This is a genomic window from Streptomyces sp. NPDC017520 (assembly GCF_044329855.1).
Classification (GTDB): domain Bacteria; phylum Actinomycetota; class Actinomycetes; order Streptomycetales; family Streptomycetaceae; genus Streptomyces.
In genome coordinates, this window is sequence record NZ_JBIRKB010000006.1 from 173106 (window position 1) to 196092 (window position 22987).

Sequence of the window (22987 nt, forward strand, 5' to 3'; positions counted from 1 at the left end):
CGAGGAGGCGTGATTCATGGGACTCGGAGGATGCATTCTGCTGATCGGCGGGGGCGCGATCCTGGCGTTCGCCACCGACTGGCAGATGGACACCGTCAACGTCGACCTGGTCGGCTGGATCATGATGCTCGTCGGCCTCGTGGGGGTCTTCGTGTACATGAGCATCGCGCGGCGCCGCCGTATGGTCGTGCCGCCCACCACCACCGTCGTATCGGACGACGAGCGCCGCTACCACTGACGGCCCGCGTGACGACCGGTCCTCGCCGGCGCTGAGAGGCCCGCGCGGCGACCGGCCCGCGAGGACGGCCGAAAGCCGTCGCGGGGCGGTCGTCTCTGCGCGGGACCTGCGGAATTCCCGATATTCTGGGTCCGATCCCGCGCCCCCGCCGTGGGCGCGTCACGCCCGGAAGGGGAGCCGCCCGTGGAGTTCCGGCTGCTCGGCACGGTCTCCGTCGAAACGCTCACCGGGCCTCTGCCGCTGGGACCGGCCAAACGGCGCAGCCTGCTGGCCGCTCTGCTGCTGTCCACCAACACGCCCGTCTCCATCGGGCGGTTGACGGAATGCCTGTGGGACGACGAGCCGCCGTCCCAGGCCCGTGGCGTCATTCAGGGGCACGTCTCCCGGCTGCGCGCCCTGCTGGCGGGCGCGGACGCGGAGGCGTACGGAGTGGAGCTGGCCACCCTCGGCGACGCGTACGTGCTGCGGGCACCGGAGACGCTGCTGGACTCGCAGCGGTTCGAGGAGCTGCTGATGCTGGCGCGGGAGCAGCGCGAGCCCGCCGACGCCGTGCTGATGCTCAAGGAGGCCCTGTCCCTGTGGCAGGGCCCCGCGCTCAGCGGGGCGTTCGCCGGTCCGCCGCTCCGGGTGGCCGCGCACTCCCTGGAGGAATCGCGGCTGGCGACGGTCGAGCACCTGTCCCGCGCGTACGGGGCGCTCGGGGAGCACCACCGGGCCGCCGCCCTGTTGACGGCGGAGACGGCGGCGCATCCGCTGCGCGAGTCGCTGGCCGCTGAGTTGATGCTGGCGCTGTTCCGGGCGGGGCGTCAGTCGGAGGCGCTGGACCGTTTCCACCGTACGAGGCGGCTCCTCGCCGACGAGCTGGGCATCGACCCGGGGCACGAACTCGCCGACGCCTACGCCCTGATCCTCCGTGGAGCCCCCGGGCCGCCCACGGGCACCGCTCCGTCGGAGCCGGCCGGTCCCGCCGGTCCCGCACCCGCCGCCGGGCCGCCCGGTGACGGGGGCCGGGCGGGCGGCGGGGGCTCGCCCGTCGGCGAACCGCACCCTGTCGATCTGCTGCCACGCGCACCCCGCGGCTTCCACGGGCGCACCGCCGAACTGGCCGCGCTCAGCCGGTCGGCGGCGGGCGAGGCGCCCGTCTGTCTGGTCACCGGTCCTGCCGGGGTCGGCAAGACCGCGCTGGCCCTCCAGTGGGCGCACCGCAACCCCGCGCTCTTCCCGGACGGGCGGCTCTTCGCCGATCTGCGCGGGTTCAGCGCGGCCGGGGAGCCGGCACTCATCGACGTCCTGCGGGAGTTCCTGCTCGCGCTCGGCGTCTCCCCGCGCCGCGTTCCGGAGTCCGTGCCGGCCGCCGCCGCACTGTTCCGGTCGCTGACCGCCCGGCAGAGGCTGCTGGTGGTCCTGGACAACGCGCGCGACTCCGCCACCGTCAGGACCCTGCTGCCGGGCGGTGCCGACTGCGTCACGCTGGTCACCAGCCGCCACCGGCTGGAGGGGCTCATCGCCTCGGACGCCGCCCGGCCGGTCCCGCTCGACACCCTGGAGACCGACGACGGCACGGCGCTGCTCGCCGGCGTGCTGGGGGAGGAGCGGGTCCTCGCCGAGCCGGTGGCGGCCCGTCGGCTCTCCGAGCTGTGCGGCGGACTGCCCCTCGCCCTGCGCGTCACCGCGGCCCGGCTGGCGGGACGGCCCGGCTGGACGCTGGCCACGCTCGCGGGGGAGCTGGCCGACGAGCGCGGCCGGCTGGCGTATCTCGACGTGGACGACACCGGGGTCGCCGCCGCGCTGCGGCTCACGGTCCAGCAGTTGCCGCCCGGCGCCGTCCACCAGCTCGCGCGGCTCGGCCACCACCCGGGCGGCCATTACGACCCCTACGCGGCGGCCGCGCTCGCGGGGACGGACCCGGTCACCGCGCGGGCGGCGCTGGAGCAATTGGCCGCCGCCCACCTCGTCACCGAGACCGCCCCCGGGCGCTGGGTCCTGCACGACCTGGTGCGCCTCTACGCCCGGAGCCTGGACCCGGCGTCCGCGCGCGAGGCCCTGACCGGGGTGCTCGACCACTGCATCGCCACCGCCCTGGCCGCAGCCGACACGGCGGAGCCCGGCGGCGAACCCTGTTTCGTGCTCCCGGAGGACTACCGTCGGCCCAGCGCCGTACAGGACTTCGCCGACCGTGCGGAGGCGATGCGCTGGCTGGCGACCGAGCGCGAGGACCTGGCGCTGACCGCCCTCGCGGCCCGGGAGGCGGGGCTCGACGACCGGGCCTGGCGCATCATTCTGCTCCAGTGGCCGCAGATGGTGTGGCGGGCGCGGGACAGCTGGTCCCCGCTGCTGGAACTGGCCCTGGAGTCGGCACGCGCGGAGAAGGACGCGTACGCGGAGTCCAGGGTGCTCACCCTGCTGGGCTGGGTGCTGACGGAGGAGGGCCGCACCGCCGAGGCCGCCGCGCTGCTGGAGCGCTCGCCCGCGCTCGCCCGGGAGGCCGACGACCCGCTGGGCGAGGCGACCGCGCTGATCAACCTGGCGGTCGTCCAGGCCGAACTGGGCGAACTCCCCACCGCGCTGGAGAACTGCGCGCGCGCCGTCGAACTGGCCCGCCGGGAGGGCGACCGGCACACGGAGATGCTCACACTCCAGCACCTCGCCCGGATGCACCTCACCGCGCACCGCCCCGAGGAGGCCCTCGCCTGTGCCCGGGCCGCGCTCGATCTGGGGCCCGAGCACGAGGAGGCGGCGCGCCGCTCCCTGCTGCTGGCCGTCTGCGGCGAGGCCCGACTCGCGCTGGGCGACGAGGAGGACGGCGTACGGCTGCTGGACCGGGCCGCACAGGAGGCGGAGCGGGCCGGCTACGACGAGGGGGCCGTACGGGCCCTGGAGGCGCTGCTGCGGGTGTCCGCGCGGGCGGAGTTCCGGCGGCGGCACGACGAGGCGCTGCGACGGCTCGCGGAGGAAGGCTGAGCGGAGCCCCGGCCATGGGGCCGAGTGAGCCCCGGCCCTGGGGCCCGACGTCAGCAGGACGTCAGCGGGACAGCAGCGATACGTGAGCGGCGGCGGGCAGAGTCGTTCCCGTAAGCCGCTCACGGGCGAGCGTCTTGACCGGGCGCCCGCTCCACCGTCACCTCGGGGGAATCTCCATGCGCACCTTCCGCGACCGCACCACCGTCCTGGCCGCCGCGACCGCGGCCGCTCTCGCTCTCACGCTCACCGCCTGCGGTGACGACGGCACCGGCACCCGGTCGGAGGGCTCGGCGGCGAGCGACTCCGCGACCGTCGCCGCGTCGGCCGCCGAGTCCGGGAAGGCCGCCGAGTCCGGGAAGACCACCGACGACGCGGCGGAGTCCGGCACCACGGACTCCGTCGGCGGCGGCACCGGTACCGCGCAGGCCGCGGGCACCACCCAGAGCTCCGACGGCTCCGGAACCACCGGCGGCACGGCCTCCAAGGCCTCCGCCCCCCTCTGCACGGCGAAGGGTCTGACGATCACCGCCGAGCGCCAGGACGGCCCGCCGTACACCCACCTCACGCTGAGCGCGAAGAACACCTCCGGCGCCGGCTGCGAGATGAAGGAGTACCCGCACATCCACTTCCTGGACAACGCGCGGGGCATCGTCCCGCCCGTCGCCAAGAGCAAGCCGGAGGCACCAGTGATCCTGGAGCCCGGCCAGTCCGCCTATGTCGCGGTGCGCATGTCCGAGGGCGGCCGGAAGGAGAGCACCGAGACGGTGAAGGAGTTCACGGTCACGCTGAAGGCCAACGGCGGTGGTATGGCGGTCGTGCGGTCCCCCGCCGCCGAGGGCCTCTCCGTCAACCCGCAGAAGTGGGCCACGGGCTACTGGACCACCGAGCTGCGCAACGGCGCCGACGACTTCTAGGCGGGTCCCGGGCAGGCCGCCCGCTCCGGCAGACTGCCGGGCGGGCTGCCTGTCGGCCCCCCTCAGCCCTGCTCGTCCATGCCCGCCAGCACCAGCGGCAGCCGGGGCGTTCCCCCCGCGGTCACGCGGACGGGGACGCCCCAGTCCTGTTGGTGCACATGGCAGGCCGGGTACTCGTTGGCCGGGTCGTCGTCGCAGGACGCCGCCATCGCGGAGACGTGCAGCACGCCCTCGGTGACCCCGTCCGCGAGGACCAGGTCGCGCCCGAGGTCCGTCCCCGGGCCGGAGCCCTCCGCCAGCAGCTCGGGCGGGGTCGCGGAGACCAGCAGCCGGGTCGAGGGGCCGTAGCGGGTGTCCAGCTTCTGGCCCGCGGGCGCCTGGAAGACGACGTCGAGGCGGAGGGTGCCCGGGGCGATCTCGGTCGCGGCCCGCTGGGTGCGGTGCGCCTGGTCAGCGACCCTGACCGCCTCCTCCGGCAGCCGGAGCCGGGTCAGCCGGTGGCGGGCCGACTCGACGACGACCAGATCGCCGTCGACCAGCACCGCGTCGCTGGGTTCGCGGACGTCGGTGGCCAGGGTGGTGACCTCGCCGGAGGCCGGGTCGTACCGGCGCAGGGCGTGGTTGTACGTGTCGCTGATCGCGACGGACCCGTCGGGCAGGGCGGTCAAGCCGAGCGGATGCTGAAGGAGGGCCTGGTCGGCGGCCCCGTCGCGGTGGCCGAAGTCGAAGAGGCCGGTGCCGACGGCGGTGCGGACGTGCTGGTCGCGGTCGACCCAGCGCAGCGCGGAGGTCTCCGAGTCGGCGACCCAGAGCCGCTCGCCGTCGGCGGAGACGGCGAGTCCGGACGGCTGGGCGAACCAGGCCTCGGCGGCCGGCCCGTCGACCAGGCCCTCGTTGGTGGTCCCGGCGGCGACGCGTACGGTCGCGCTCTCCGGGTCGTACGTCCACAGCTGGTGGACGCCCGCCATGGCGATCCACAGCCGGTCGCCGAACCAGGCGATGTCCCACGGCGAGGAGAGGTCCACCTCGCGCGCCGGCCCGCTGGTCGGGGTTCCCTGCCACCACTGGCGGCCGGTCCCGGCGAGGGTGCTGGTCACACCGGTCGTGAGGTCCAGGGCGCGGATGGCGTGGTTGACGGTGTCCGCGACGGCGACCCGGCCGTCGGGCAGCACGGCGAGCCCCTGCGGTTCGCTGAACCGGGCCTCGTCCGGGCCTCCGTCGCTCAGTCCGCGTTCGCCCGTGCCGAAGTGGCGGCGCACGGTCTCGCCGTCGGCGTCGAGCTCGACGAGGCGGTGCCGGGTGGTGTCGGAGACCAGGAAGCCCCCGTCCGGCAGGAGGAGCGCCTTGCCGGGGAAGCGCAGATGCGTGGCGACGGGTTCGGGCGCCACGTAGGGGCCGTCACCGCGGCGGAGCGTGCCCTTGGCCCCGTGCTCGGCCTCCAACTCCTCGACGAGCTTCTCGATGGCGTGCGCGTGGCCCTCGCCCGCGTGCTGGGCGACGACATAGCCCTCGGGGTCGATCACGACGAGCGTCGGCCAGGCGCGTACGGCGTACTGCTTCCAGGTGGCCAGCTCGGGGTCGTCGAGGACGGGGTGGTGGACCTCGTAGCGCTCGACGGCGTCGACGACGGCCTGGTGCTCGGCCTCGTGGACGAACTTCGGCGAGTGGACACCGATGATCACCACGGTGTCGCGGTGCTTCTCCTCCAGCTCGCGCAGCTCGTCCAGGACGTGCAGACAGTTCACACAGCAGAACGTCCAGAAGTCGAGGATGACGATGCGTCCCCGCAGGTCAGCGAGAGTGTACTGCCGGTCGCCTGTATTGAGCCAGCCGCCCTTGCCGATGAGTTCGGGGGCGCGGACGCGTGCACGTGTTGCCATGACACCAGTCAACACCGTGACCGCCTGCACGCATTCCGCAGGACCCCGGGGGAACCTGTGACCCATGAGACTTCTCGTACGTGAGCGGCTGTTCGCCATCGGCGACGACTACTGGATCGAGGACGACGGGGGCCGCAAGGTCTTCCTGGTCGACGGCAAGGCGATGCGGCTGCGCGACACCTTCGAGCTGAAGGACGCCGACGGCCGGGTCCTGGTCGAACTGCGGCAGAAGCTGATCAGCCTGCGCGACACGATGCTCATCGAGCGGGGCGGCGAGGAGCTGGCCAAGGTCAAGCGCAAGCGGCTGTCGCTGCTCCGCAACCACTACCGGGTGACGCTGGTGGACGGCACGGAGCTGGACGTCAGCGGCAGGATCCTGGACCGCGAGTTCGCCATCGAGTACGACGGCGAGCTGCTGGCCCAGATCTCGCGCCGCTGGCTGACCCTCCGGGACACGTACGGCATCGACGTCGTCCGGGACGACGCCGACACCGCGCTGCTCATCGCGGTGGCGATGTGCGTGATCGTGCTGGCGGACAAGGAGAACGAGGACTGAGCGCCCGGCTGCTCGCGAAGGCCGCGCGCCCGCCCGCACGCGGGAGTTCGTTGTTTCACGTGAAACGTGGAGCCACAGGGCGCCCCGGCCGCCCGCGTCGAGCACCCGCACCGGGCAGCCCTCAGAGCGGCGGCGCGAGCCCCAGGCGGCGGTCCTTCAGCGCCGGGAACTGCTCCCGGGTCTCGTGCACCTTCGCCGGGTCCAGCTCGACGGTCAGGACCTCCTCGTCCGCGCCCGCCTGGGCCAGCACCTCCCCCCACGGGTCGACGACGATGCTGTGCCCGGCCTGCTGGATGTCGCCGTGGGTGCCCGCCGTCCCGACGGCGAGCACGTACGCCTGGTTCTCCACGGCCCGGGCCTGCGCGAGGAGCGTCCAATGGGAGCGTCGGCGCTCGGGCCAGCCCGCCGCGACGACCAGCGTCTCGGCGCCCGCGTCGACGAGCCCCCGGAACTGCTCGGGGAAGCGCAGGTCGTAACAGGTGGCGAGGCCCAGGGTGGTGTCGGGCAGGGCGACGGTCACCAACTCCTCGCCCGCGCCCATCATCACCGCCTCGCCCTTGTCGAATCCGAAGCGGTGGATCTTGCGGTAGACGGCCGTGCGCTCGCCCTGGGGCGAGAAGACCAGACTGGTGTTGTAAAGGGTGCCGTCGTCCGCCCGTTCGACGAAGGAGCCGGCGTGCAGCCAGGTCCCGGCCTCGGCGGCGGCCTTAGCCATCACCTCGTGCGTGGGGCCCTCCAGAGGCTCGGCCTCCGCCTCGAAGGCGGTGTAGGCGAACGCCCCGACCGGCCATAGTTCAGGGAGAACCACCAGTTCAGCGCCCCGCTGGGCGACGACCAAGGAGGCCGCTCGCGCCCTGCGGGCATCGACGGATTCGTCCGGGTCCACTGCGATCTGGATGAGCGAGGCGCGCACACTACCACCGTCCTGGCATTCGAGCCGTCAACACGGGCCTACGATCGTCACACCAAAGCACTGCCGGGGTGCCTGCTCGCAGCGTAACTTGGACCCACCGCCGGTGGGTCCGGCGGTCGAACCTCCCACGCAGCTCGCCGACAGCGCCGTCAGTGCCAGCCCACCCGCCAGCACTCCCTGCTCTCTCCAGCCCATGCACCGCAGAACCGCACGAGGGGTCCCGTGACCGTCCATCCCAGCCTCCAGCCCTACACCGACGCCGCGACCCACTCCATCGAGGCGATAGCCGAGCTGGTGAAGCCCCTCCCCGAGGGCGAGTGGAACCGCCGAACGCCCTGCCCGGGATGGTCGGTGCGCGACATCGTGTCGCACGTCATCGGCATGGAGTGCGAGATGCTCGGCGATCCCCGGCCGATCCACACCCTGCCGCGCGACCTCTACCACGTACAGAGCGACTTCGCCCGCTACATGGAGATGCAGGTCGACGTCCGGCGGCACCACACCTCCCCGGAGATCACCGCCGAGCTGGAGTACGTCCTCATCCGCCGGGCCCGTCAGATCCGCAACGAGTCGCGCAGCCCCGAGACCAAGGTCCGCGCGCCGCTGGGCGCCGACCAGACCCTCGAAACAGCGCTGAATCTGCGGGCCTTCGACGTCTGGGTGCACGAGCAGGACCTGCGCGCCACGCTCGGGCAGCCCGGCAACCTGGACTCCCCCGGCGCCCTGATCACCCGGGACATGCTGCTCGCCGGGCTGCCGAAGGTGGTCGCCAAGAAGGCCGGCGCGCCCGCGAACTCGGCGGTCGTCTTCGACGTGCACGGGCCGGTGGAGTTCCTGCGGACGGTACGGGTCGACGCGGAGGGCCGCGGTTCCGTGGACGGCGCGCCCTCGCTGGGCCCGGCGGTGACGCTGTCGCTGGACTGGGAGACGTACGTCCGGCTCGCCTGCGGCCGCGTCCGCCACACGGCCGTCGCCGACCGGATCAAGGTCGAGGGCGACCAGGAGCTGGCCACCGCGATCCTGGACAACTTCGCCGTGACCCCGTGACCCCGTGACCCCGTGACCCCGTGACCGTGACCCCGTGACCCAGCGCTCCATGACCCCGTAGAACCGTCCCCGCGCCCCGGCGGCGCCCGTCCCGGACCATGGGCGACGGGCGCGCTGCCGAGCGCGAAGGAGACGGCTAAGCCGGTACGTGCACGGCCTCGACGCGGCTCACCACGTGGTGCTCGCGTTCCCTGAGCGCCGCCCGGCGGCGCAGCCGCAGGATCTGGGTGACGCCGAGCGCCTCCAGGACGAAGACCGAGGCGAACGCGGCGCGGTAGTTGTCGCCCGTGGCGTCCAGCAGGACCCCGACCGCGAACAGGGTGGTCATCGAGGCGATGAACCCGCCCATGTTGACGATTCCGGAGGCGGTGCCCTGCCGCTCGGGCGGATTGGCCGGCCGGGCGAAGTCGAAGCCGACCATCGAGGCCGGTCCGCAGGCGCCGAGCACCACGCACAGGACGACCAGCAGCCACATCGGCGTGTGGTCGGCCGGGTAGAAGATCGCTGACGCCCAGAGCAGGGCCGTCGTGGCCACCGTGCCCAGCGCGATCGGGACCCGTGCCTCGTGGTGGCGGGCGATGATCTGCCCGTAGACGAGCCCCACCACCATGTTGGACAGCACCACCAGGGTGAGCAGCGTGCCCGCCGTGGCCCGGCTCAGCCCCTGCGCCTCGACCAGGAACGGCATCCCCCACAGCAGCAGGAACACCATCGCCGGGAACTGGGTGGTGAAGTGCACCCACATCCCGAGCCGGGTCCCCGGCTCCCGCCAGGCGGCGGCGATCTGCCGGCGGACGTACGCGGCCCCGGCGTGCTCGGCGGGCGGCGGCTCGTGGCCCTCGGGGTGGTCCTTGAGGAACAGCAGGAGCGGCACCAGCACCACGACCCCGGCCAGCGAGCTGCCCACGAACGTCGCGGTCCAGCCGTAGCTGTGCAGCGCCCGCGCGATGAACAGCGTCGAGACGAGGTTGCCCGCCATCCCGAACAGCGCCGCGACCTGGCCGATCAGCGGCCCGCGCCGGGCCGGGAACCAGCGGCTGCCGAGCCGCAGCACGCTGATGAACGTCATCGCGTCGCCGCAGCCGAGCAGCGCGCGGGCCGCCAGCGCCATGCCGTACGACGGGGAGAGCGCGAAGCCGATCTGCCCGACGGTGAAGAGAACGGCCCCGATGGTGAGGACCTTCTTCGTGCCGAGCCGGTCGACCATCAGGCCCACGGGTATCTGCATGCCCGCGTAGACGAGGAGCTGAAGGATCGAGAACGTGGACAGCGCCGAGGCGTTGACGTCGAACCGGGCTGCGGCGTCGAGTCCGGCGACGCCCAGGCTGGTACGGAAGATGATCGCGACGAAGTAGACGGCGACCCCGATGCCCCAGACCCAGGCGGCCCGCCGGCCGCCGGGCGGATCACCGGGCAGGGAGAGCGTGGGGGCGGCCGAACTCACCGGTCCTCACCCCGCACCAGCACGCGCACCCGGCCGACGTGACGGCGCACGACCAGAGCCGCCCCGTCGGCGTCCCCGGCGCGGATCGCCGCCAGCAGCTCACCGTGCTCGGTGATGTTGGCCTCGATCCTGCCCGGGTGGGCCTCCATCACCGCGACGCCCATCCGCAGCTGACGGTCGCGCAGCTGGTCGTAGAGGCGCGAGAGGATCTCGTTGCCGGCGTTCTTCACGATCTCGGCGTGGAAACAGCGGTCCTTGACCGCCACAGCGGCCAGGTCCCCGTCCTCCGCCAACTGCCGCTGCTCCTCCAGGAGCTGCTCCAGCCGGGCGATCAACTGCGGAGACGCGGGCACCGCCTTGCGCGCGGCGAACTCCTCGACCAGCAGCCGGGTCTCCACCACGTCCTTGATCTCCTGCGCGGAGACGGCGAGCACGAGGGCGCCCTTCTTCGGGTAGAGCTTGATCAGCCCTTCGACCTCCAGCCGCAGCAACGCCTCGCGCACGGGCGTCCGGGAGACGCCGACCGCGTCCGCGAGGTCCCCTTCGGTGAGCAGCGTCCCGCCTTCGTAGCGGCGGTCCAGGACGGCTTCCTTGATGTGGGTGTAGACGCGCTCGGCGGCGGGCGGGCGCTTGAGGGAGGTGGTCGGCGGCTGTACGGGGGCGGAGGGTGCGGCAGGCATGCGCACAGCATAGATACAACATGCACGCATGTCGGCCACCGTCCGGATTCTGGACGGCGTCCAGCTGCCCGCACCGACCCCCTTGCGTTACGTCGAGCGGGTGAAGCGGGTGACAGGTCACGCCATCGAAGAGGTACGTCTCACCGCGTTCAAGAGCTTCCACGGCGCGGCGCTTCCGCTGGCGCCGCAGGCACTCCACCACCCGACAACAACAGTTCACGCTTCCCTGAATTCAGAGATCCCTGTACTGTCACGTCATGCTGACCGTCGCTTCCGACATCGAGGTCCTCGCGCGGTTCGGCCGCGCGCTCGCCGACCCGATCCGCTGCCGCCTGCTGCTCGCGCTCCGCGAGGCGCCGGCGTACCCCTCCGACCTCGCCGACGCCCTGGGCATCTCGCGTACCCGGCTCTCCAACCATCTGGCCTGCCTGCGGGACTGCGGCCTCGTCGTCACCGTGCCGGACGGCCGCCGGACGCGCTACGAACTGGCCGACGAACGCCTCGGCAGCGCCCTGGACGACCTGCGTTCCGCGGTGGTGGCAGTCGAGACCGACCGCACGTGCGCGGACGCGGAGACGGAGGGCTGCTGCTGATGACCATGGTCTCCCTCGGCCCGTCCCCGGCCCGCCGGGACGCGCTCGCCCGTCGCATACGGCTGCTGGTCGCGTTCACCATCGCCTACAACGTCATCGAGGCGGCGGTCGCCCTCACCGCCGGAACGATGGCCTCCTCCAGCGCCTTGATCGGCTTCGGCCTGGACTCCGTCATCGAGGTGTCCTCCGCAGCCGCCGTCGCCTGGCAGTTCTCCGCCCGGGAGCACGCGGTCCGCGAGAGCAGGGAGAGGACCACCCTGCGGATCATCTCGGTGTCGTTCTTCGCGCTCGCCGCTTACGTCGCCGTCGACGCGGTCCGGGCGCTGACCGGGACCGGCGAGGCGGAACCCTCCCCTCTCGGCGTCGTCATCGCCGCGCTCTCGCTGGCGGTCATGCCGTTCCTGTCGGCCGCGCAGCGGCGGGCGGGACGCGAGATCGGATCCGCCTCGGCCGTCGCGGACTCGAAGCAGACCCTGCTGTGCACGTATCTCTCCGCCGTGCTGCTGGTCGGACTGCTCCTCAACGCGACACTTGGCTGGACCTGGGCCGATCCGGTCGCCGCACTCCTTATCGCCGGCCTCGCCGTCAAGGAAGGGCGCGAAGCCTGGCGGGGCAGGGGCTGCTGCGCCCCGACGGCTCATGGTCAAGCCTGCGCAAATTCACCCGATCAGTAACACATCCATTGCCCCGCCTCAGGAGTCTCACCTCCGAGCGGCACCCTTATGTGGCCGCATATCAGGGGCATTTGGAGCGTTCAGTTGAATATCGGCATCAAGCGCATCAATCGCGTCACCGTCACGGCCACCGTGACGCTCACCGCCGGTGCGGTGCTCGCGGGCAGCGCCTTCGCCTCCACGGCGCACGCCGCCACGCCGCCGACTCCGAAGATCGTCGCCAAGGGCGGCTTCGTGATGAACAACGGCACCGGCAAGACCCTCTTCACCAAGTCCGCGGACACCCGTCGGGCCACGGGCTCCACCACCAAGATCATGACGGCGCTGGTGGTCCTGTCGCAGAAGAACGTGAACCTGAAATCCAAGGTCACGGTCCAGAAGGCGTACAGCGACTACATCGTCAAGAAGAACGCCTCGTCCGCCCGGCTCATCGTCGGCGACAAGCCCACCGTGGGCCAGCTCCTCTACGGCCTGATGCTCCCCTCCGGCTGCGACGCCGCGTACGCCCTGGCCGACAAGTTCGGCTCCGGCAAGACCCGTGCGGCCCGCGTGAAGTCGTTCATCGGCAAGATGAACGCCACGGCCAAGAGCCTCAAGCTGAAGAACACCCGCTTCGACTCGTTCGACGGCATAGGGGGCGGCAACAACTACTCGACCCCCCGTGACCTGACGAAGATCGCCAGCAAGGCGATGAAGAACTCCACGTTCCGCTCGATCGTCAAGACCAAGTCGACGAAGCAGAAGGTGACGACGAAGAGCGGTGGCTACCGCTACATGTCGTGGAGCAACACCAACAAGATGCTCAGCAGCTACAGCGGTGCCGTCGGCGTCAAGACCGGCTCCGGCCCGACCGCCAAGTACTGCCTGGTCTTCGCCGCGACCCGCAAGGGCAAGACGGTCATCGGCACGGTGCTGACGTCGTCCTCCGAGGCGAACCGCACCGCCGACGCGAAGAAGCTGATGGACTACGGCTTCAAGAAGTAGCCCGCACGCGTTGTACGGCGAAGGGGCCCGGCCCGCACGGTGTGTGCGGGCCGGGCCCCTTCGCGTTGCCGAGGCTTACGGCTGCCGGCGGCGCAGGTCGGCGGTGAAGGCGTCCCAGGCGGCGGGCGCGAGGGTGAGGACGGGGCCACCGAGGCGCTTGGAGTCGCGGACGGCGACGGTACGGGGGAGGTTGCGGGCCACTTCGACGCACTCGCCGTTGCCGCTGCTGTAGCTGGACCGGACGAACTCGAAGTGGGGCACAACTACAACTCCTTGCGAATACGCCCTATGAGAGCGATGGAATCGCGGGGAGCGAGTCCGCTTCTGGCAATGCGACCGAATGTGACGTTGTGGCGGGCGGCATCCGTCTCGCTCTCCAGCCACAGCGTAGACGACGTCGTGTCCATGTAGACCACGTCCATCGCACCAGGTTCAGCGAACGAGACAATGCTGAAAGCGCTGGTCATGCCCGGGTGCGAGCCCGCAAGGAAGGGGACAACCTGCACCGTGACATTTGGCTCGGCAGCCGCGTCCGCCAGGTGTGCCAGTTGAGCGCGCATCACCTCACGGCCACCGACCAGTTGACGTAGGGCCGCCTCGGCGACAATCGCCCACAACGCCAGAGGAGTGCTCTCCGTGAGACGCGCCTGCCGCGCGATCTTCGCTTCGACGAAGCGCTCGATCTCGTCGGGGTCGTCCCAGTCCGCGTTCCCGACTGCAAGCGCCCTGGCGTAGTCCGGGGTCTGGAGCAGCCCGGGAACGAAAGCCCCCTGCCAGGTCCGGACACCTGTCGCGATGTCTTCGAGCGCAACGTACTCGACCAGCGAACGCAGCTCGGGGTACTGGTTCCACCAGCCCTTCGCCTTGCGGCGCTCACGGTCCATCCGGGCGACTTCCAACAGCCGCCCGACGGACTTCGCGTCCTCCAGACCGTAGAACTCACATAGGGTCCGGATGTCCGGATCCCTCATGGGAACCCAGCCCCGTTCCATCTTCACGATCTTCGAGTTGGTCGCGCTGATGACCTGAGCGGCCTGCTGCTGTGTCTTCCCGGACGCGTCCCGCAGGCGCAGCAGCTCGCTACCGAGCCTGCGCCCCAGGACAGTTGACGACCGGTTTCCTTGCGGTGTCGCTGGATTCACGGCTCCAGTGTCCCGCCTACCGGGTCGAGCCGTCGACCACTGTCACCCGTTGGGGACAATTGTCTCCGTTTCACTTGCATCGCACCTGGAGGGTCAATACTTTCAGTACTCCGCCGCTAGCCCAGCGGAGCCAACTCGGCGGAAGTGCACCGCACTGCCCTGCGCCGGAACCGAAGAACTCCCGGCTCGGCCCACCGCAGCAGCGACATCGCCACCGCCCACCCCACCCCGGAGGCACGCGCCCATGTCCGCAGCTCAGGAGACCCCCGTACCCGCCCCCACCCCCCTCCTCCGCGAGGACCGCGTCGACTACACGCCCACCGCGCACAGCGTCGTCCTCAGCCGGCACCGCGCCGCCCGGCTCGTCCTCCAGTGGGGGCACCCCGCCCTCGCCGGGGACACGGCACTCGTGGTCAGCGAGTTGGCGACCAACGCCTTGCTGCACGGGGCGATCCGGGGCCGCCTCTTCCGGGTCCACCTCAGCCTCACCGCACACGTACTCCGTATCGCCGTCAGCGATCCGCGCGGGGAGCGGCTGCCCAGCCTCCGGCGGCCCGACGCCGACGACTGCTACGGGCGCGGGCTCCTGGTCGTCGCGCAGCTCGCCGACGACTGGGGCGTCGAGCCGCGCACGGTGGGGAAGACCGTGTTCGCCGAACTCGCCGTGCGGTGAGGGCCGGACATGCCGGTGGGCCCGTACGCGGAAACGTACGGGCCCACCGGAAAAAGCAGCTACGCCCAGGTGATCAGGCGCTTCGGCTGCTCCAGGATCGCCGCCACGTCGGCCAGCACCTTGGAGCCCAACTCGCCGTCGACCAGGCGGTGGTCGAACGACAGGGCCAGCGTGGTGACCTGACGCGGCTTCACCTTGCCCTTGTGGACCCACGGCTGAAGCTTGATCGCACCGACCGCCAGGATCGCGGACTCGCCCGGGTTGAGGATCGGCGTACCGGTGTCGACGCCGAAGACGCCGACGTTGGTGATGGTCACCGTGCCGCCCGCCATCGCCGCCGGGGACGTCTTGCCGTCCCGGGCCGTGCTGACCAGCTCGCCCAGGGCCGCCGCGAGCTGCGGCAGCGTCTTGTCGTGCGCGTCCTTGATGTTCGGCACGATCAGACCGCGCGGGGTGGCCGCCGCGATGCCCAGGTTGACGTAGTGCTTCTGAACGATCTCCTGGTTGGCCTCGTCCCAGGCGGCGTTGACCTCGGGGTTCCGCTTGATCGCGACGAGGAGGGCCTTGGCGATGATGAGGAGCGGGTTGACCCGCACCCCCGCCATGTCCTTGTCCTCCTTGAGCTCGGCCACGAGCTTCATCGTGCGCGTCACGTCGACCGTGACGAACTCGGTGACGTGCGGCGCGGTGAACGCGCTGCCCACCATCGCCTGCGCGATGGCCTTGCGGACGCCCTTGACCGGGATACGGGTCTCCCGGGCGGAAGCGGGAACGGCTGCTGCCGGAGCCTCGGCAGTCACCGGCGCGGACGCCGGCGGAACCGGGGCCGCCTCGGGAGCCTCGGCCGGCGCCGCCGCCGCGTGGACGTCCTCGCGGGTGATGACGCCGTCCTTGCCGGTCGGCACCACCGTCGCCAGGTCGATGCCCAGGTCCTTGGCGAGCTTGCGTACCGGCGGCTTGGCGAGCGGACGGCCGCCCTGGGCCGGCACCGCAGGAGCGGGGGCGGCAGGAGGAGCGGGAGCACCGGCCACGGGGGCGGCAGCCGGAGCGGCAGCAGCGGCCGGCGCCGCGTGCCCGTTCAGCTCGGCCTGCACCGCCGCCGCGACGGCGGCGGCCTCCGGAGCGGCCGAAGCCCCCTTGCGCGGGCGGCGCTTGGTGGAGGACTCGGCGACGCCGTAGCCCACCAGGACCGGCGTGCGGCCCTTCGGCGCGTCGCCGTCGCCCGAATCGGCGGACTCCACCGGCTCCTGGGCCGGAGCGGCGGCCGGGGCCGGAGCAGGCGCGTCGCCGCTGCCCGGGGCCACGTCGATCGCGATGATCACCTGGCCGACGTCGACGGTCGTGCCCTCGGGGAAGCGCAGCTCGTGCACCACCCCGTCGAACGGGATCGGCAGCTCGACGGCCGCCTTCGCGGTCTCGACCTCGCACACGACCTGGCCGTCGGTGACGGTGTCGCCGGGCTGGACGAACCACTTGAGGATCTCGGCCTCGGTCAGCCCTTCGCCCACGTCGGGCATCTTGAACTCACGGAAGCGAGCAGACGTTTCGGTCATCGTCGTCACGAACCCTCTCCTCAGAACGCCAGCGAGCGGTCGACGGCGTCGAGCACCCGGTCCAGGCCGGGCAGATACTCGTCCTCCAGCCGGGCCGGCGGGTAGGGGACGTGGTAGCCGCCGACCCGCAGCACGGGCGCTTCGAGGTGGTAGAAGCAGCGCTCGGTGATCCGGGCGGCGATCTCCGCGCCTGAGCCGTAGAAGACGGGCGCCTCGTGGACGACCACGACCCGGCCGGTCTTCTCCGCCGACGTCTGGATGGCGTCGAAGTCGATCGGGGACATCGAGCGCAGGTCCAGGACCTCGATCGACTTGCCCTCCTCCTGGGCGGCGGCGGCCGCTTCCAGGCAGACCTTCACCATCGGCCCGTAGGCGACGAGCGTGAGGTCGCTGCCCTCGCGGACGGTCACGGCCTTGTGCAGCGGGCCGGGGATGGACTCGGTGTCGACCTCGCCCTTGTCCCAGTAACGCCGCTTGGGCTCGAAGAAGATGATCGGGTCATCGCTCTGGACGGCCTGCTGCATCATCCAGTAGGCGTCGCTCGCGTTGGACGGCGAGACCACCTTCAACCCCGCCACGTGCGCGAAGAGCGCCTCGGGGGACTCGCTGTGGTGCTCGACCGCGCCGATGCCGCCGCCGTACGGGATGCGCACGACGACCGGCAGCTTGATCTTGCCGAGCGCGCGGGCGTGCATCTTGGCGAGCTGCGTGACGATCTGGTCGTACGCGGGGAAGACGAAGCCGTCGAACTGGATCTCGACGATCGGGCGGTAGCCGCGCAGGGCCAGGCCGATCGCCGTGCCGACGATGCCGGACTCGGCGAGCGGGGTGTCGATCACCCGGTCCTCGCCGAAGTCCTTCTGGAGTCCGTCGGTGATGCGGAAGACGCCGCCGAGCTTGCCGACGTCCTCACCCATGATGAGGACCTTGGGGTCGGTGTCGAGGGCGAGGCGGAGCGACTCGTTGAGCGCTTTCGCGATGGACATCTTTTTCACGGCCATGGCTACTTGCCCTCCTCGGCGGAATCGGCGAACGATGCCTGGTAGGCGGCGAACTGGGCCCGCTCCTCGTCCACGAGGGAGTTGCCGTCGGCGTACCCGTGCTCGAACAGGGCCATCGGGTCCGGGTCGGGCATCGCGCGCACCGCTTCCCGTACCCGCTTGCCGAGGGTCTCGCTCTCCTCGTCCAGGGCGGTGAAGAAGGCCTCGTCCGCGAGCTTCTCCTTCTCCAGGTAGGCGCGCAGCCGCAGGATCGGGTCCTTGGCCTCCCAGGCGGCCCGCTCCTCGTCGGCCCGGTACTTCGTCGGGTCGTCGGAGGTGGTGTGGGCGCCCATGCGGTAGGTGAAGGCCTCGACGAGGGTCGGGCCCTCGCCCCGGCGCGCGCGCTCCAGCGCGGAGCGGGTGACGGCCAGGCAGGCGAGGACGTCGTTGCCGTCGACCCGTACGCCGGGGAAGCCGTAGCCCTGGGCGCGCTGGTAGAGCGGCACGCGGGTCTGGCGCTCGGTGGGCTCGGAGATGGCCCACTGGTTGTTCTGGCAGAAGAAGACGACCGGGGCGTTGTAGACCGCGGAGAAGGTGAACGACTCGGCGACGTCGCCCTGGCTGGAGGCCCCGTCACCGAAGTACGCGATCACGGCGGAGTCCGCGCCGTCCTTGGCGACGCCCATGGCGTAGCCGGTGGCGTGCAGCGTCTGCGAGCCGATGACGATCGTGTACAGGTGGAAGTTGTTGCTGTTCGGGTCCCAGCCGCCGTGGTTCACACCGCGGAACATGCCGAGCAGGTTGGTCGGGTCGACGCCGCGACACCAGGCGACCCCGTGCTCCCGGTAGGTCGGGAAGACGTAGTCGTCGTCGCGCAGGGCCCGGCCGCTGCCGATCTGGGCGGCCTCCTGGCCGAGCAGCGAGGCCCACAGGCCCAGCTCGCCCTGGCGCTGGAGGGCGGTCGCCTCGGCGTCGAAGCGGCGGGTGAGGACCATGTCCCGGTACAGGCCGCGCAGCTCGTCGGCGCTCAGGTCGATGCTGTAGTCCGGGTGCTCGACGCGCTCGCCCTCGGGCGTCAGCAGCTGCACGAGCTGGGGCTCGGAACTCTGCGGCTTCTTGGCGGCGCTGGTCCGCTTACTGGCGCGTCGCGGTCTACGCGCGGCGGCAGTGCTCTCCACGGTCACGTGCGTGCTCCTCCGTCGGTCCGGCCCCCGGGGTCTGCCGGGGACCAGTGCGGCTCGCCTGGATCCGGAGCCGTGCACGGGGTGGGTGCCGGTCGGCCGGAGTCAGGCGTGACAGGTGCCCCGGCGAGTGCCCTGTCATAGGCACGTTACCCACAGCGTCGCAGAACTGCGAAACCCTATCTGACCTGCGATTTTGCTTGGATTTCCAAGTAAATCGAAAAAAACGCGAAGCTCTGCTGGTCAGGGCACTGGAAGCAGCCTTGCGGGCCGCCGGAACAACGGCACGTTATCCCGCGGATCAGCGCCAGGGAAGAGCGGAGGAGAGGGGAGTGTGTGAGACTGCGATCGTGCGCGAAGATGGAAAAATCACGGTATTTCTGCTCGATGATCACGAGGTCGTCCGGCGCGGCGTCCATGAGCTGCTCTCCGTCGAGGCGGACATCGAGGTGGTCGGCGAGGCCGGTACGGCCGCGGACGCCCTGGTGCGGATCCCGGCGACGCGTCCCGATGTGGCGGTGCTCGACGTGCGGCTGCCGGACGGCAGCGGTGTGGAGGTGTGCCGGGAAGTCCGTTCTCAGGACGAGAACATCAAATGCCTGATGCTCACCTCGTACGCGGATGACGAGGCGCTTTTCGACGCGATCATGGCGGGCGCGTCGGGATATGTGCTGAAGGCGATCCGCGGCAGTGAACTGCTGAATGCCGTACGGGACGTGGCGGCCGGAAAATCCCTGCTGGACCCGGTGGCCACCGCCCGGGTGCTGGAGCGGTTGCGCGACGGCGGCAGCGGCAAGGGCGACGACAAGCTCGCCGGCCTCACCGAACAGGAGCGCAAGATCCTGGACCTGATCGGCGAGGGCCTGACCAACCGGGTCATCGGGGAGCGGCTGCACCTCGCCGAGAAGACCATCAAGAACTACGTCTCCAGCCTGCTGTCGAAGCTGGGCATGGAACGCCGCTCGCAGGCCGCCGCGTATGTCGCGCGGCTCCAGGCCGAGCGCCGCTGAGTCGCCTCCCTCCGCAGGGACTTTGGTCCCGGGCCACCCGGGGCAGGCGACTCTTACGCGGTCCCTACGGCCGGGGGACAGTGGAATCCATGTCCTTCGACGAACTCCCCGCGACCGGGACGGTCCGGCAGGCCCCGGCCGGCACGCTCGGGTCTCCGGCGACCGGCACGATCGAGCGGGCCGAGCCGATCCGGAGAGCGGAGCCCATCGAACTGCTCCGCCGCGTTTCGTACGGCCGCCTCGCGACCAGCATGCGGGCCCTGCCGTTCCTGACGGTGGCCCGGCACATCGTGTGCGACGGCCGCATCCTGCTCCGGATGCACAGCGGCTTCGGCCACCATGAGGCGTGCGACGGGAGCGTCGTCGCGTACGGCGCGGACAACTACAACGACACGGCCTGCGGCGTCGGCGGCGACCTGTGGTCGGTGCAGTTCACCGGCCCCGCCGAGATCGTGCACCCCTGCCCCGAGCAGGAGCGGCTGTTCGGGGCCGCGCCCGTCTCCGTCAACGGGGAGCCCTTCGCGCCGGCCTATCTCCGGGTCGATCCGCACTTCGTCACGGAACACACGCTGACGTTCTGAGGCGTCGAGCCCCGGCGGGCCTGTGGCAGCCCCTCTAGCGCACCCCCGGGTGTGACCGCAACTCCGCCGAGCGGCCACGCAGAGTGATCTAACATCTGGTAAGTGCCGCGCTCATATGTCACTCGTCCACCTGTTCCCCCGGTCGGCGAGGTGCTGCGCCGTTACCCGAACGTGGGCGAGCCGCTCGCCTGCGAGCCGATCACCAAGGGCCTGCTGAACCACGGGTACCGCGTCTCCACGACGAGCGGGTCCTACTTCCTCAAGCACCATCTCGACAAGAAGCACCTGGACGACCCCAGCGGCGAACGCGCCGCGATCGTGCGCCAGCACCGCGCCACCCAGCGCCTGAAATCGCTCGGCGTTCCCGTCGTCCCGCCCCTGACGGACACCCGGGGCGACACCGTCACCGTGATCGGCGAACGGTGTTACGCCCTGCACCCCTGGGTCGACGGCCTCCACCGGGTCGGCGCCCAGCTCACCCTCGCCCAGTCGCGCCGGCTCGGAGCGCTCCTCGGCGCCGTGCACACCGGCCTGGAACAGGTGATGGCCCCGCGCGACGGCCCGCATCCGGCGAGCCCGCCCGCCCTGCCGGTCCACCGCAGCCCGGACGCCGCCGACACCTTCGCGCTGATCGACGACCTGCTGGCCGCCGCGCGCGGGCAGGGCGGGCAGGGCGGGCAGGGCGCCCCCCGTGACGCCTTCGACGAACTCGCCGTGCACCGGCTCGTGGAGCGCCGCGCCCTGCTCGAACAGCACTCCCACCGCCGGCCGCCCACTCCGGAGGGGCCCGCCACCGGCTGGGTGCACGGGGACTTCCATCCGCTGAACCTGCTCTACCGGGGCTCCGACCCGGTCGCGATCGTGGACTGGGACCGGCTGGCCGTACAGCCGCGCGCCGAGGAAGCGGTACGGGCGGCGGCGATCTTCTTCGTCCGCCCGGCCGGGGAGCTGGACCTCGCGAAGGTGCGGGCGTACGCCCGCGCGTACCGGCGGGCCGCCGGGGCGGGCGCCGCCGAGCTGGCGGCGGCCGTGCACCGGGTGTGGTGGGAGCGGCTCAACGACTTCTGGATACTCCGCTGGCGCTACCGCCTCGACGACCGCAGGGCCGACCCGCAGTTCCCCGCGGTGTCGGCCCTGGCGGTGTGGTGGACGCGGGAGTACGAGGCGGTGTGCGCGGCCTTCACGGAGTGAAGCGGTTGCAGCACCGCGTGAGCCCGGCGCGCGCCACGAGGGCGCACGCCGGGCTCACAGGGTGGTGCGGTGGTGCGTTACGGCGTGGTGGCTCCTACGGGCGTGCCGCCGGGCGTCGTGCCCGTACCGCCGTCGTCGTCGCCGGCCCCGCCGTCGTCGTCACCGCTTCCGCCCGGCGTGCCGGGATCGGCGGTCGGTTCGACGGGGTCGCCGGTGGGCTCACCGCTGTTGCCCTCGTTGGTGTTGCCGTCCGACGTGCCGGGGTCCGTGCCGGTCGGGTCCGGGGAGGGGGTGAACGAGGGCTCGCTCGGGGTCGGGTCCGCGGTCCACGGCGGCGGGTTGGGCTGCGTCCGGCCGCCGGTGGAGGTGCCCGGGTCCTCCGGCTCGTCGCTCTCCTCCTCCTCGGACGGCGACTCCGAGGGCTTCTCCTTCTCGGACTGACTGACCGAGGGGGACGGGGTGACCGGGTCCTTCTTCCCGCCGCTGTCGTTCGCGGCGTTGACGGCGAAGGCGACCCCCGCGCCGATCGCGATCAGCGCGAGCAGGACGAAGAGCCACATCTTGCCGCGCCCGCCGGAGCGCCGGCCGCCGCCGTCGTAACCCCCGTCGTCCGGGTTGTACGGCGGCAGGATCGGGCCCTGCGAGGTGTCCCCGTGCATCGGGTGGCCCATCGCGCGGGTGGAGCCGGACATCCCGTGCGGCGGGGTCTGGCCCCCTTCGTTCAGCGCGACCGGGCCGGTGTTCCACGTGCCCGTGTGGCCGCCCTGCACCTGGAGCATCTGGAGGCTGTACTGGACGAGCCCGCGCATCTCCTCGGCGCTCTGGAACCGGTCGTCCGGGTCCTTCGCCAGCGCGCGCATCGCCATCCCGTCCAGCTCCGGCGGCACCACGTCCGAGACCTCGGACGGCGGCACCGGGATGTCCTGGACGTGCTGGTAGACCACGGAGAGGGGGGTCTCGCCGGTGAACGGGGGCCGCAGTGCCAGCAGTTCGTAGAGCAGGCAGCCGGTGGCGTACAGGTCGGACCGGTGGTCGACGGCCTTGCCGAGCGCCTGCTCGGGGGAGAGGTACTGCGGGGTGCCCATGACCATGCCGGTCTGGGTCATCGTCGACTGCGCGCCGTGCAGCGCGCGGGCGATGCCGAAGTCCATCACCTTGACCGCGCCGGAGTCCGTGATGATCACGTTGGCGGGCTTGATGTCGCGGTGCACGATGCCGTGCTGGTGCGAGTACGCGAGGGCTTCGAGCACCCCCGAGACGATGATCAGCGCCTGCTCGGGAGGCGGGGCCTCCGCGGTCAGGAGCAGGTCGCGGATGGTGCGGCCCTCGACCAGCTCCATCACGATGTAGGGGACGGTCTGGCCGCCCACGACGTCCTCGCCGGAGTCGTAGACGGCGACGATCGCGTGGTGGTTGAGGCCCGCGACGGACTGTGCCTCGCGGGTGAAGCGCGCCTTGGAGACCGGGTCCTCGGCCAGGTCGGAACGGAGCAGCTTCACCGCGACCGTACGTCCGAGCCGGACGTCCTCCGCCGCGTAGACCTCTGCCATGCCGCCCCGGCCGAGCCGGTAGGTCATCCGGTAACGTCCGTCACCGACCACGCCGCCGACACCCCAGGCGTCGGAGCCATCCGAAACTCCGCCGCCGTTTGCTTCGGAATCGGGTGCCATCAGTCCTCGCCGTCGTATCTGTCCGCGCGTCCGCGGGTTCTCACGGTGCCTTGCTGCATTGCAGCGTCACGCTACAGCCTCCACCGGACACCACGGTTCCGCTGCGGCAGGAACATCGGACC

At 71.6% G+C, this 22987-nt stretch carries 22 protein-coding genes; 12 read left to right on the forward strand and 10 right to left on the reverse strand.

The window, feature by feature from the left end; all coding sequences use genetic code 11:
- Nucleotides 1–16: 16 nt before the first annotated feature.
- The 3 genes from ACH4KB_RS16525 to ACH4KB_RS16535 all read left to right on the forward strand — a co-directional run bounded on the left by ACH4KB_RS16525 (nt 17) and on the right by ACH4KB_RS16535 (nt 4113).
- The gene (locus ACH4KB_RS16525; protein WP_398066652.1) at nt 17–238 is read left to right on the forward strand and encodes a DUF6458 family protein; all 222 of its coding nucleotides are present in this window, start codon (nt 17–19) and stop codon (nt 236–238) included.
- 183 nt (nt 239–421) lie between these two features.
- Nucleotides 422–3199 (forward strand): AfsR/SARP family transcriptional regulator, encoded by a 2778-nt coding sequence (locus ACH4KB_RS16530; RefSeq protein WP_398066653.1) that lies wholly within the window; start codon nt 422–424, stop codon nt 3197–3199.
- A gap of 176 nt (nt 3200–3375) precedes the next feature.
- Complete coding sequence (locus ACH4KB_RS16535; protein ID WP_398066654.1) at nt 3376–4113, forward strand: DUF4232 domain-containing protein; 738 nt, start codon at nt 3376–3378, stop codon at nt 4111–4113.
- Between the two features lie 62 nt (nt 4114–4175).
- Here the strand turns inward: ACH4KB_RS16535 and ACH4KB_RS16540 are convergent, their stop codons facing one another.
- On the reverse strand, nt 4176–5993 hold the full coding sequence (locus tag ACH4KB_RS16540) for a thioredoxin-like domain-containing protein (RefSeq protein ID WP_398066655.1): 1818 nt from the start codon (nt 5991–5993) through the stop codon (nt 4176–4178).
- A 64-nt stretch (nt 5994–6057) separates the two neighbouring features.
- On the opposite strand from ACH4KB_RS16540, the gene ACH4KB_RS16545 reads away from it, so the two are divergent.
- The gene (locus tag ACH4KB_RS16545) at nt 6058–6549 is read left to right on the forward strand and encodes an LURP-one-related/scramblase family protein (protein WP_398066656.1); all 492 of its coding nucleotides are present in this window, start codon (nt 6058–6060) and stop codon (nt 6547–6549) included.
- A gap of 121 nt (nt 6550–6670) precedes the next feature.
- Here ACH4KB_RS16545 and ACH4KB_RS16550 read toward each other — a convergent pair whose 3' ends face one another.
- On the reverse strand, nt 6671–7462 hold the full coding sequence (locus ACH4KB_RS16550; protein WP_398066657.1) for a carbon-nitrogen family hydrolase: 792 nt from the start codon (nt 7460–7462) through the stop codon (nt 6671–6673).
- A 222-nt stretch (nt 7463–7684) separates the two neighbouring features.
- Between ACH4KB_RS16550 and ACH4KB_RS16555 the strand changes: the two genes are divergently transcribed.
- Complete coding sequence (locus ACH4KB_RS16555; protein ID WP_398066658.1) at nt 7685–8509, forward strand: maleylpyruvate isomerase family mycothiol-dependent enzyme; 825 nt, start codon at nt 7685–7687, stop codon at nt 8507–8509.
- A 136-nt stretch (nt 8510–8645) separates the two neighbouring features.
- On the opposite strand, the gene ACH4KB_RS16560 is transcribed toward ACH4KB_RS16555, so the two are convergent.
- Together ACH4KB_RS16560 and ACH4KB_RS16565 are read right to left on the reverse strand one after the other, a co-directional pair.
- Nucleotides 8646–9953 carry a nitrate/nitrite transporter gene (locus ACH4KB_RS16560; protein ID WP_398066659.1) on the reverse strand — a complete coding sequence of 436 codons (1308 nt, stop codon included), beginning with the start codon at nt 9951–9953 and terminating at the stop codon, nt 8646–8648.
- A complete protein-coding gene (locus ACH4KB_RS16565) occupies nt 9950–10633 on the reverse strand; it encodes a GntR family transcriptional regulator (RefSeq protein WP_398066660.1) in 684 nt (227 codons plus the stop codon). The genes ACH4KB_RS16560 and ACH4KB_RS16565 overlap by 4 nt, the downstream gene beginning before the upstream one ends.
- Before the next feature lie 257 nt (nt 10634–10890).
- Here ACH4KB_RS16565 and ACH4KB_RS16570 point away from each other — a divergent pair, with 257 nt between their 5' ends.
- The 3 genes from ACH4KB_RS16570 to ACH4KB_RS16580 all read left to right on the forward strand — a co-directional run bounded on the left by ACH4KB_RS16570 (nt 10891) and on the right by ACH4KB_RS16580 (nt 12884).
- Nucleotides 10891–11226 (forward strand): ArsR/SmtB family transcription factor, encoded by a 336-nt coding sequence (locus ACH4KB_RS16570; protein ID WP_398066661.1) that lies wholly within the window; start codon nt 10891–10893, stop codon nt 11224–11226.
- The gene (locus tag ACH4KB_RS16575) at nt 11226–11900 is read left to right on the forward strand and encodes a cation diffusion facilitator family transporter (protein WP_398066887.1); all 675 of its coding nucleotides are present in this window, start codon (nt 11226–11228) and stop codon (nt 11898–11900) included. The genes ACH4KB_RS16570 and ACH4KB_RS16575 overlap by 1 nt, the downstream gene beginning before the upstream one ends.
- Before the next feature lie 84 nt (nt 11901–11984).
- Entirely contained in the window at nt 11985–12884 is a 900-nt protein-coding gene (locus tag ACH4KB_RS16580) for a D-alanyl-D-alanine carboxypeptidase family protein (RefSeq protein WP_398066662.1), read from the forward strand.
- A 75-nt stretch (nt 12885–12959) separates the two neighbouring features.
- On the opposite strand, the gene ACH4KB_RS16585 is transcribed toward ACH4KB_RS16580, so the two are convergent.
- Together ACH4KB_RS16585 and ACH4KB_RS16590 are read right to left on the reverse strand one after the other, a co-directional pair.
- Nucleotides 12960–13145, reverse strand: coding sequence for a DUF397 domain-containing protein (locus tag ACH4KB_RS16585; protein ID WP_398066663.1), 186 nt, complete (start codon nt 13143–13145; stop codon nt 12960–12962).
- A 2-nt stretch (nt 13146–13147) separates the two neighbouring features.
- Nucleotides 13148–14026 carry a helix-turn-helix domain-containing protein gene (locus ACH4KB_RS16590; protein ID WP_398066664.1) on the reverse strand — a complete coding sequence of 293 codons (879 nt, stop codon included), beginning with the start codon at nt 14024–14026 and terminating at the stop codon, nt 13148–13150.
- Nucleotides 14027–14270: 244 nt separating this feature from the next.
- On the opposite strand from ACH4KB_RS16590, the gene ACH4KB_RS16595 reads away from it, so the two are divergent.
- Nucleotides 14271–14699, forward strand: coding sequence for an ATP-binding protein (locus tag ACH4KB_RS16595; RefSeq protein ID WP_398066665.1), 429 nt, complete (start codon nt 14271–14273; stop codon nt 14697–14699).
- A gap of 59 nt (nt 14700–14758) precedes the next feature.
- Here ACH4KB_RS16595 and ACH4KB_RS16600 read toward each other — a convergent pair whose 3' ends face one another.
- The 3 genes from ACH4KB_RS16600 to pdhA are packed head-to-tail and all read right to left on the reverse strand — an operon-like array spanning nt 14759 to nt 18416.
- Entirely contained in the window at nt 14759–16261 is a 1503-nt protein-coding gene (locus tag ACH4KB_RS16600; RefSeq protein WP_398066666.1) for a dihydrolipoamide acetyltransferase family protein, read from the reverse strand.
- Between the two features lie 11 nt (nt 16262–16272).
- On the reverse strand, nt 16273–17253 hold the full coding sequence (locus ACH4KB_RS16605) for an alpha-ketoacid dehydrogenase subunit beta (RefSeq protein WP_398066667.1): 981 nt from the start codon (nt 17251–17253) through the stop codon (nt 16273–16275).
- 2 nt (nt 17254–17255) lie between these two features.
- A complete protein-coding gene (pdhA, locus tag ACH4KB_RS16610; protein ID WP_398066668.1) occupies nt 17256–18416 on the reverse strand; it encodes a pyruvate dehydrogenase (acetyl-transferring) E1 component subunit alpha in 1161 nt (386 codons plus the stop codon).
- A gap of 347 nt (nt 18417–18763) precedes the next feature.
- On the opposite strand from pdhA, the gene ACH4KB_RS16615 reads away from it, so the two are divergent.
- The 3 genes from ACH4KB_RS16615 to ACH4KB_RS16625 all read left to right on the forward strand — a co-directional run bounded on the left by ACH4KB_RS16615 (nt 18764) and on the right by ACH4KB_RS16625 (nt 21195).
- Nucleotides 18764–19423, forward strand: a complete 660-nt coding sequence (locus ACH4KB_RS16615; protein ID WP_398066669.1) for a response regulator — start codon at nt 18764–18766, stop codon at nt 19421–19423.
- 89 nt (nt 19424–19512) lie between these two features.
- Nucleotides 19513–20004, forward strand: coding sequence for a pyridoxamine 5'-phosphate oxidase family protein (locus ACH4KB_RS16620; RefSeq protein ID WP_398066670.1), 492 nt, complete (start codon nt 19513–19515; stop codon nt 20002–20004).
- A gap of 150 nt (nt 20005–20154) precedes the next feature.
- Nucleotides 20155–21195, forward strand: coding sequence for a phosphotransferase (locus ACH4KB_RS16625; protein ID WP_398066888.1), 1041 nt, complete (start codon nt 20155–20157; stop codon nt 21193–21195).
- Between the two features lie 77 nt (nt 21196–21272).
- Here the strand turns inward: ACH4KB_RS16625 and ACH4KB_RS16630 are convergent, their stop codons facing one another.
- Complete coding sequence (locus ACH4KB_RS16630) at nt 21273–22865, reverse strand: protein kinase (RefSeq protein ID WP_398066671.1); 1593 nt, start codon at nt 22863–22865, stop codon at nt 21273–21275.
- Nucleotides 22866–22987 lie beyond the last annotated feature (122 nt).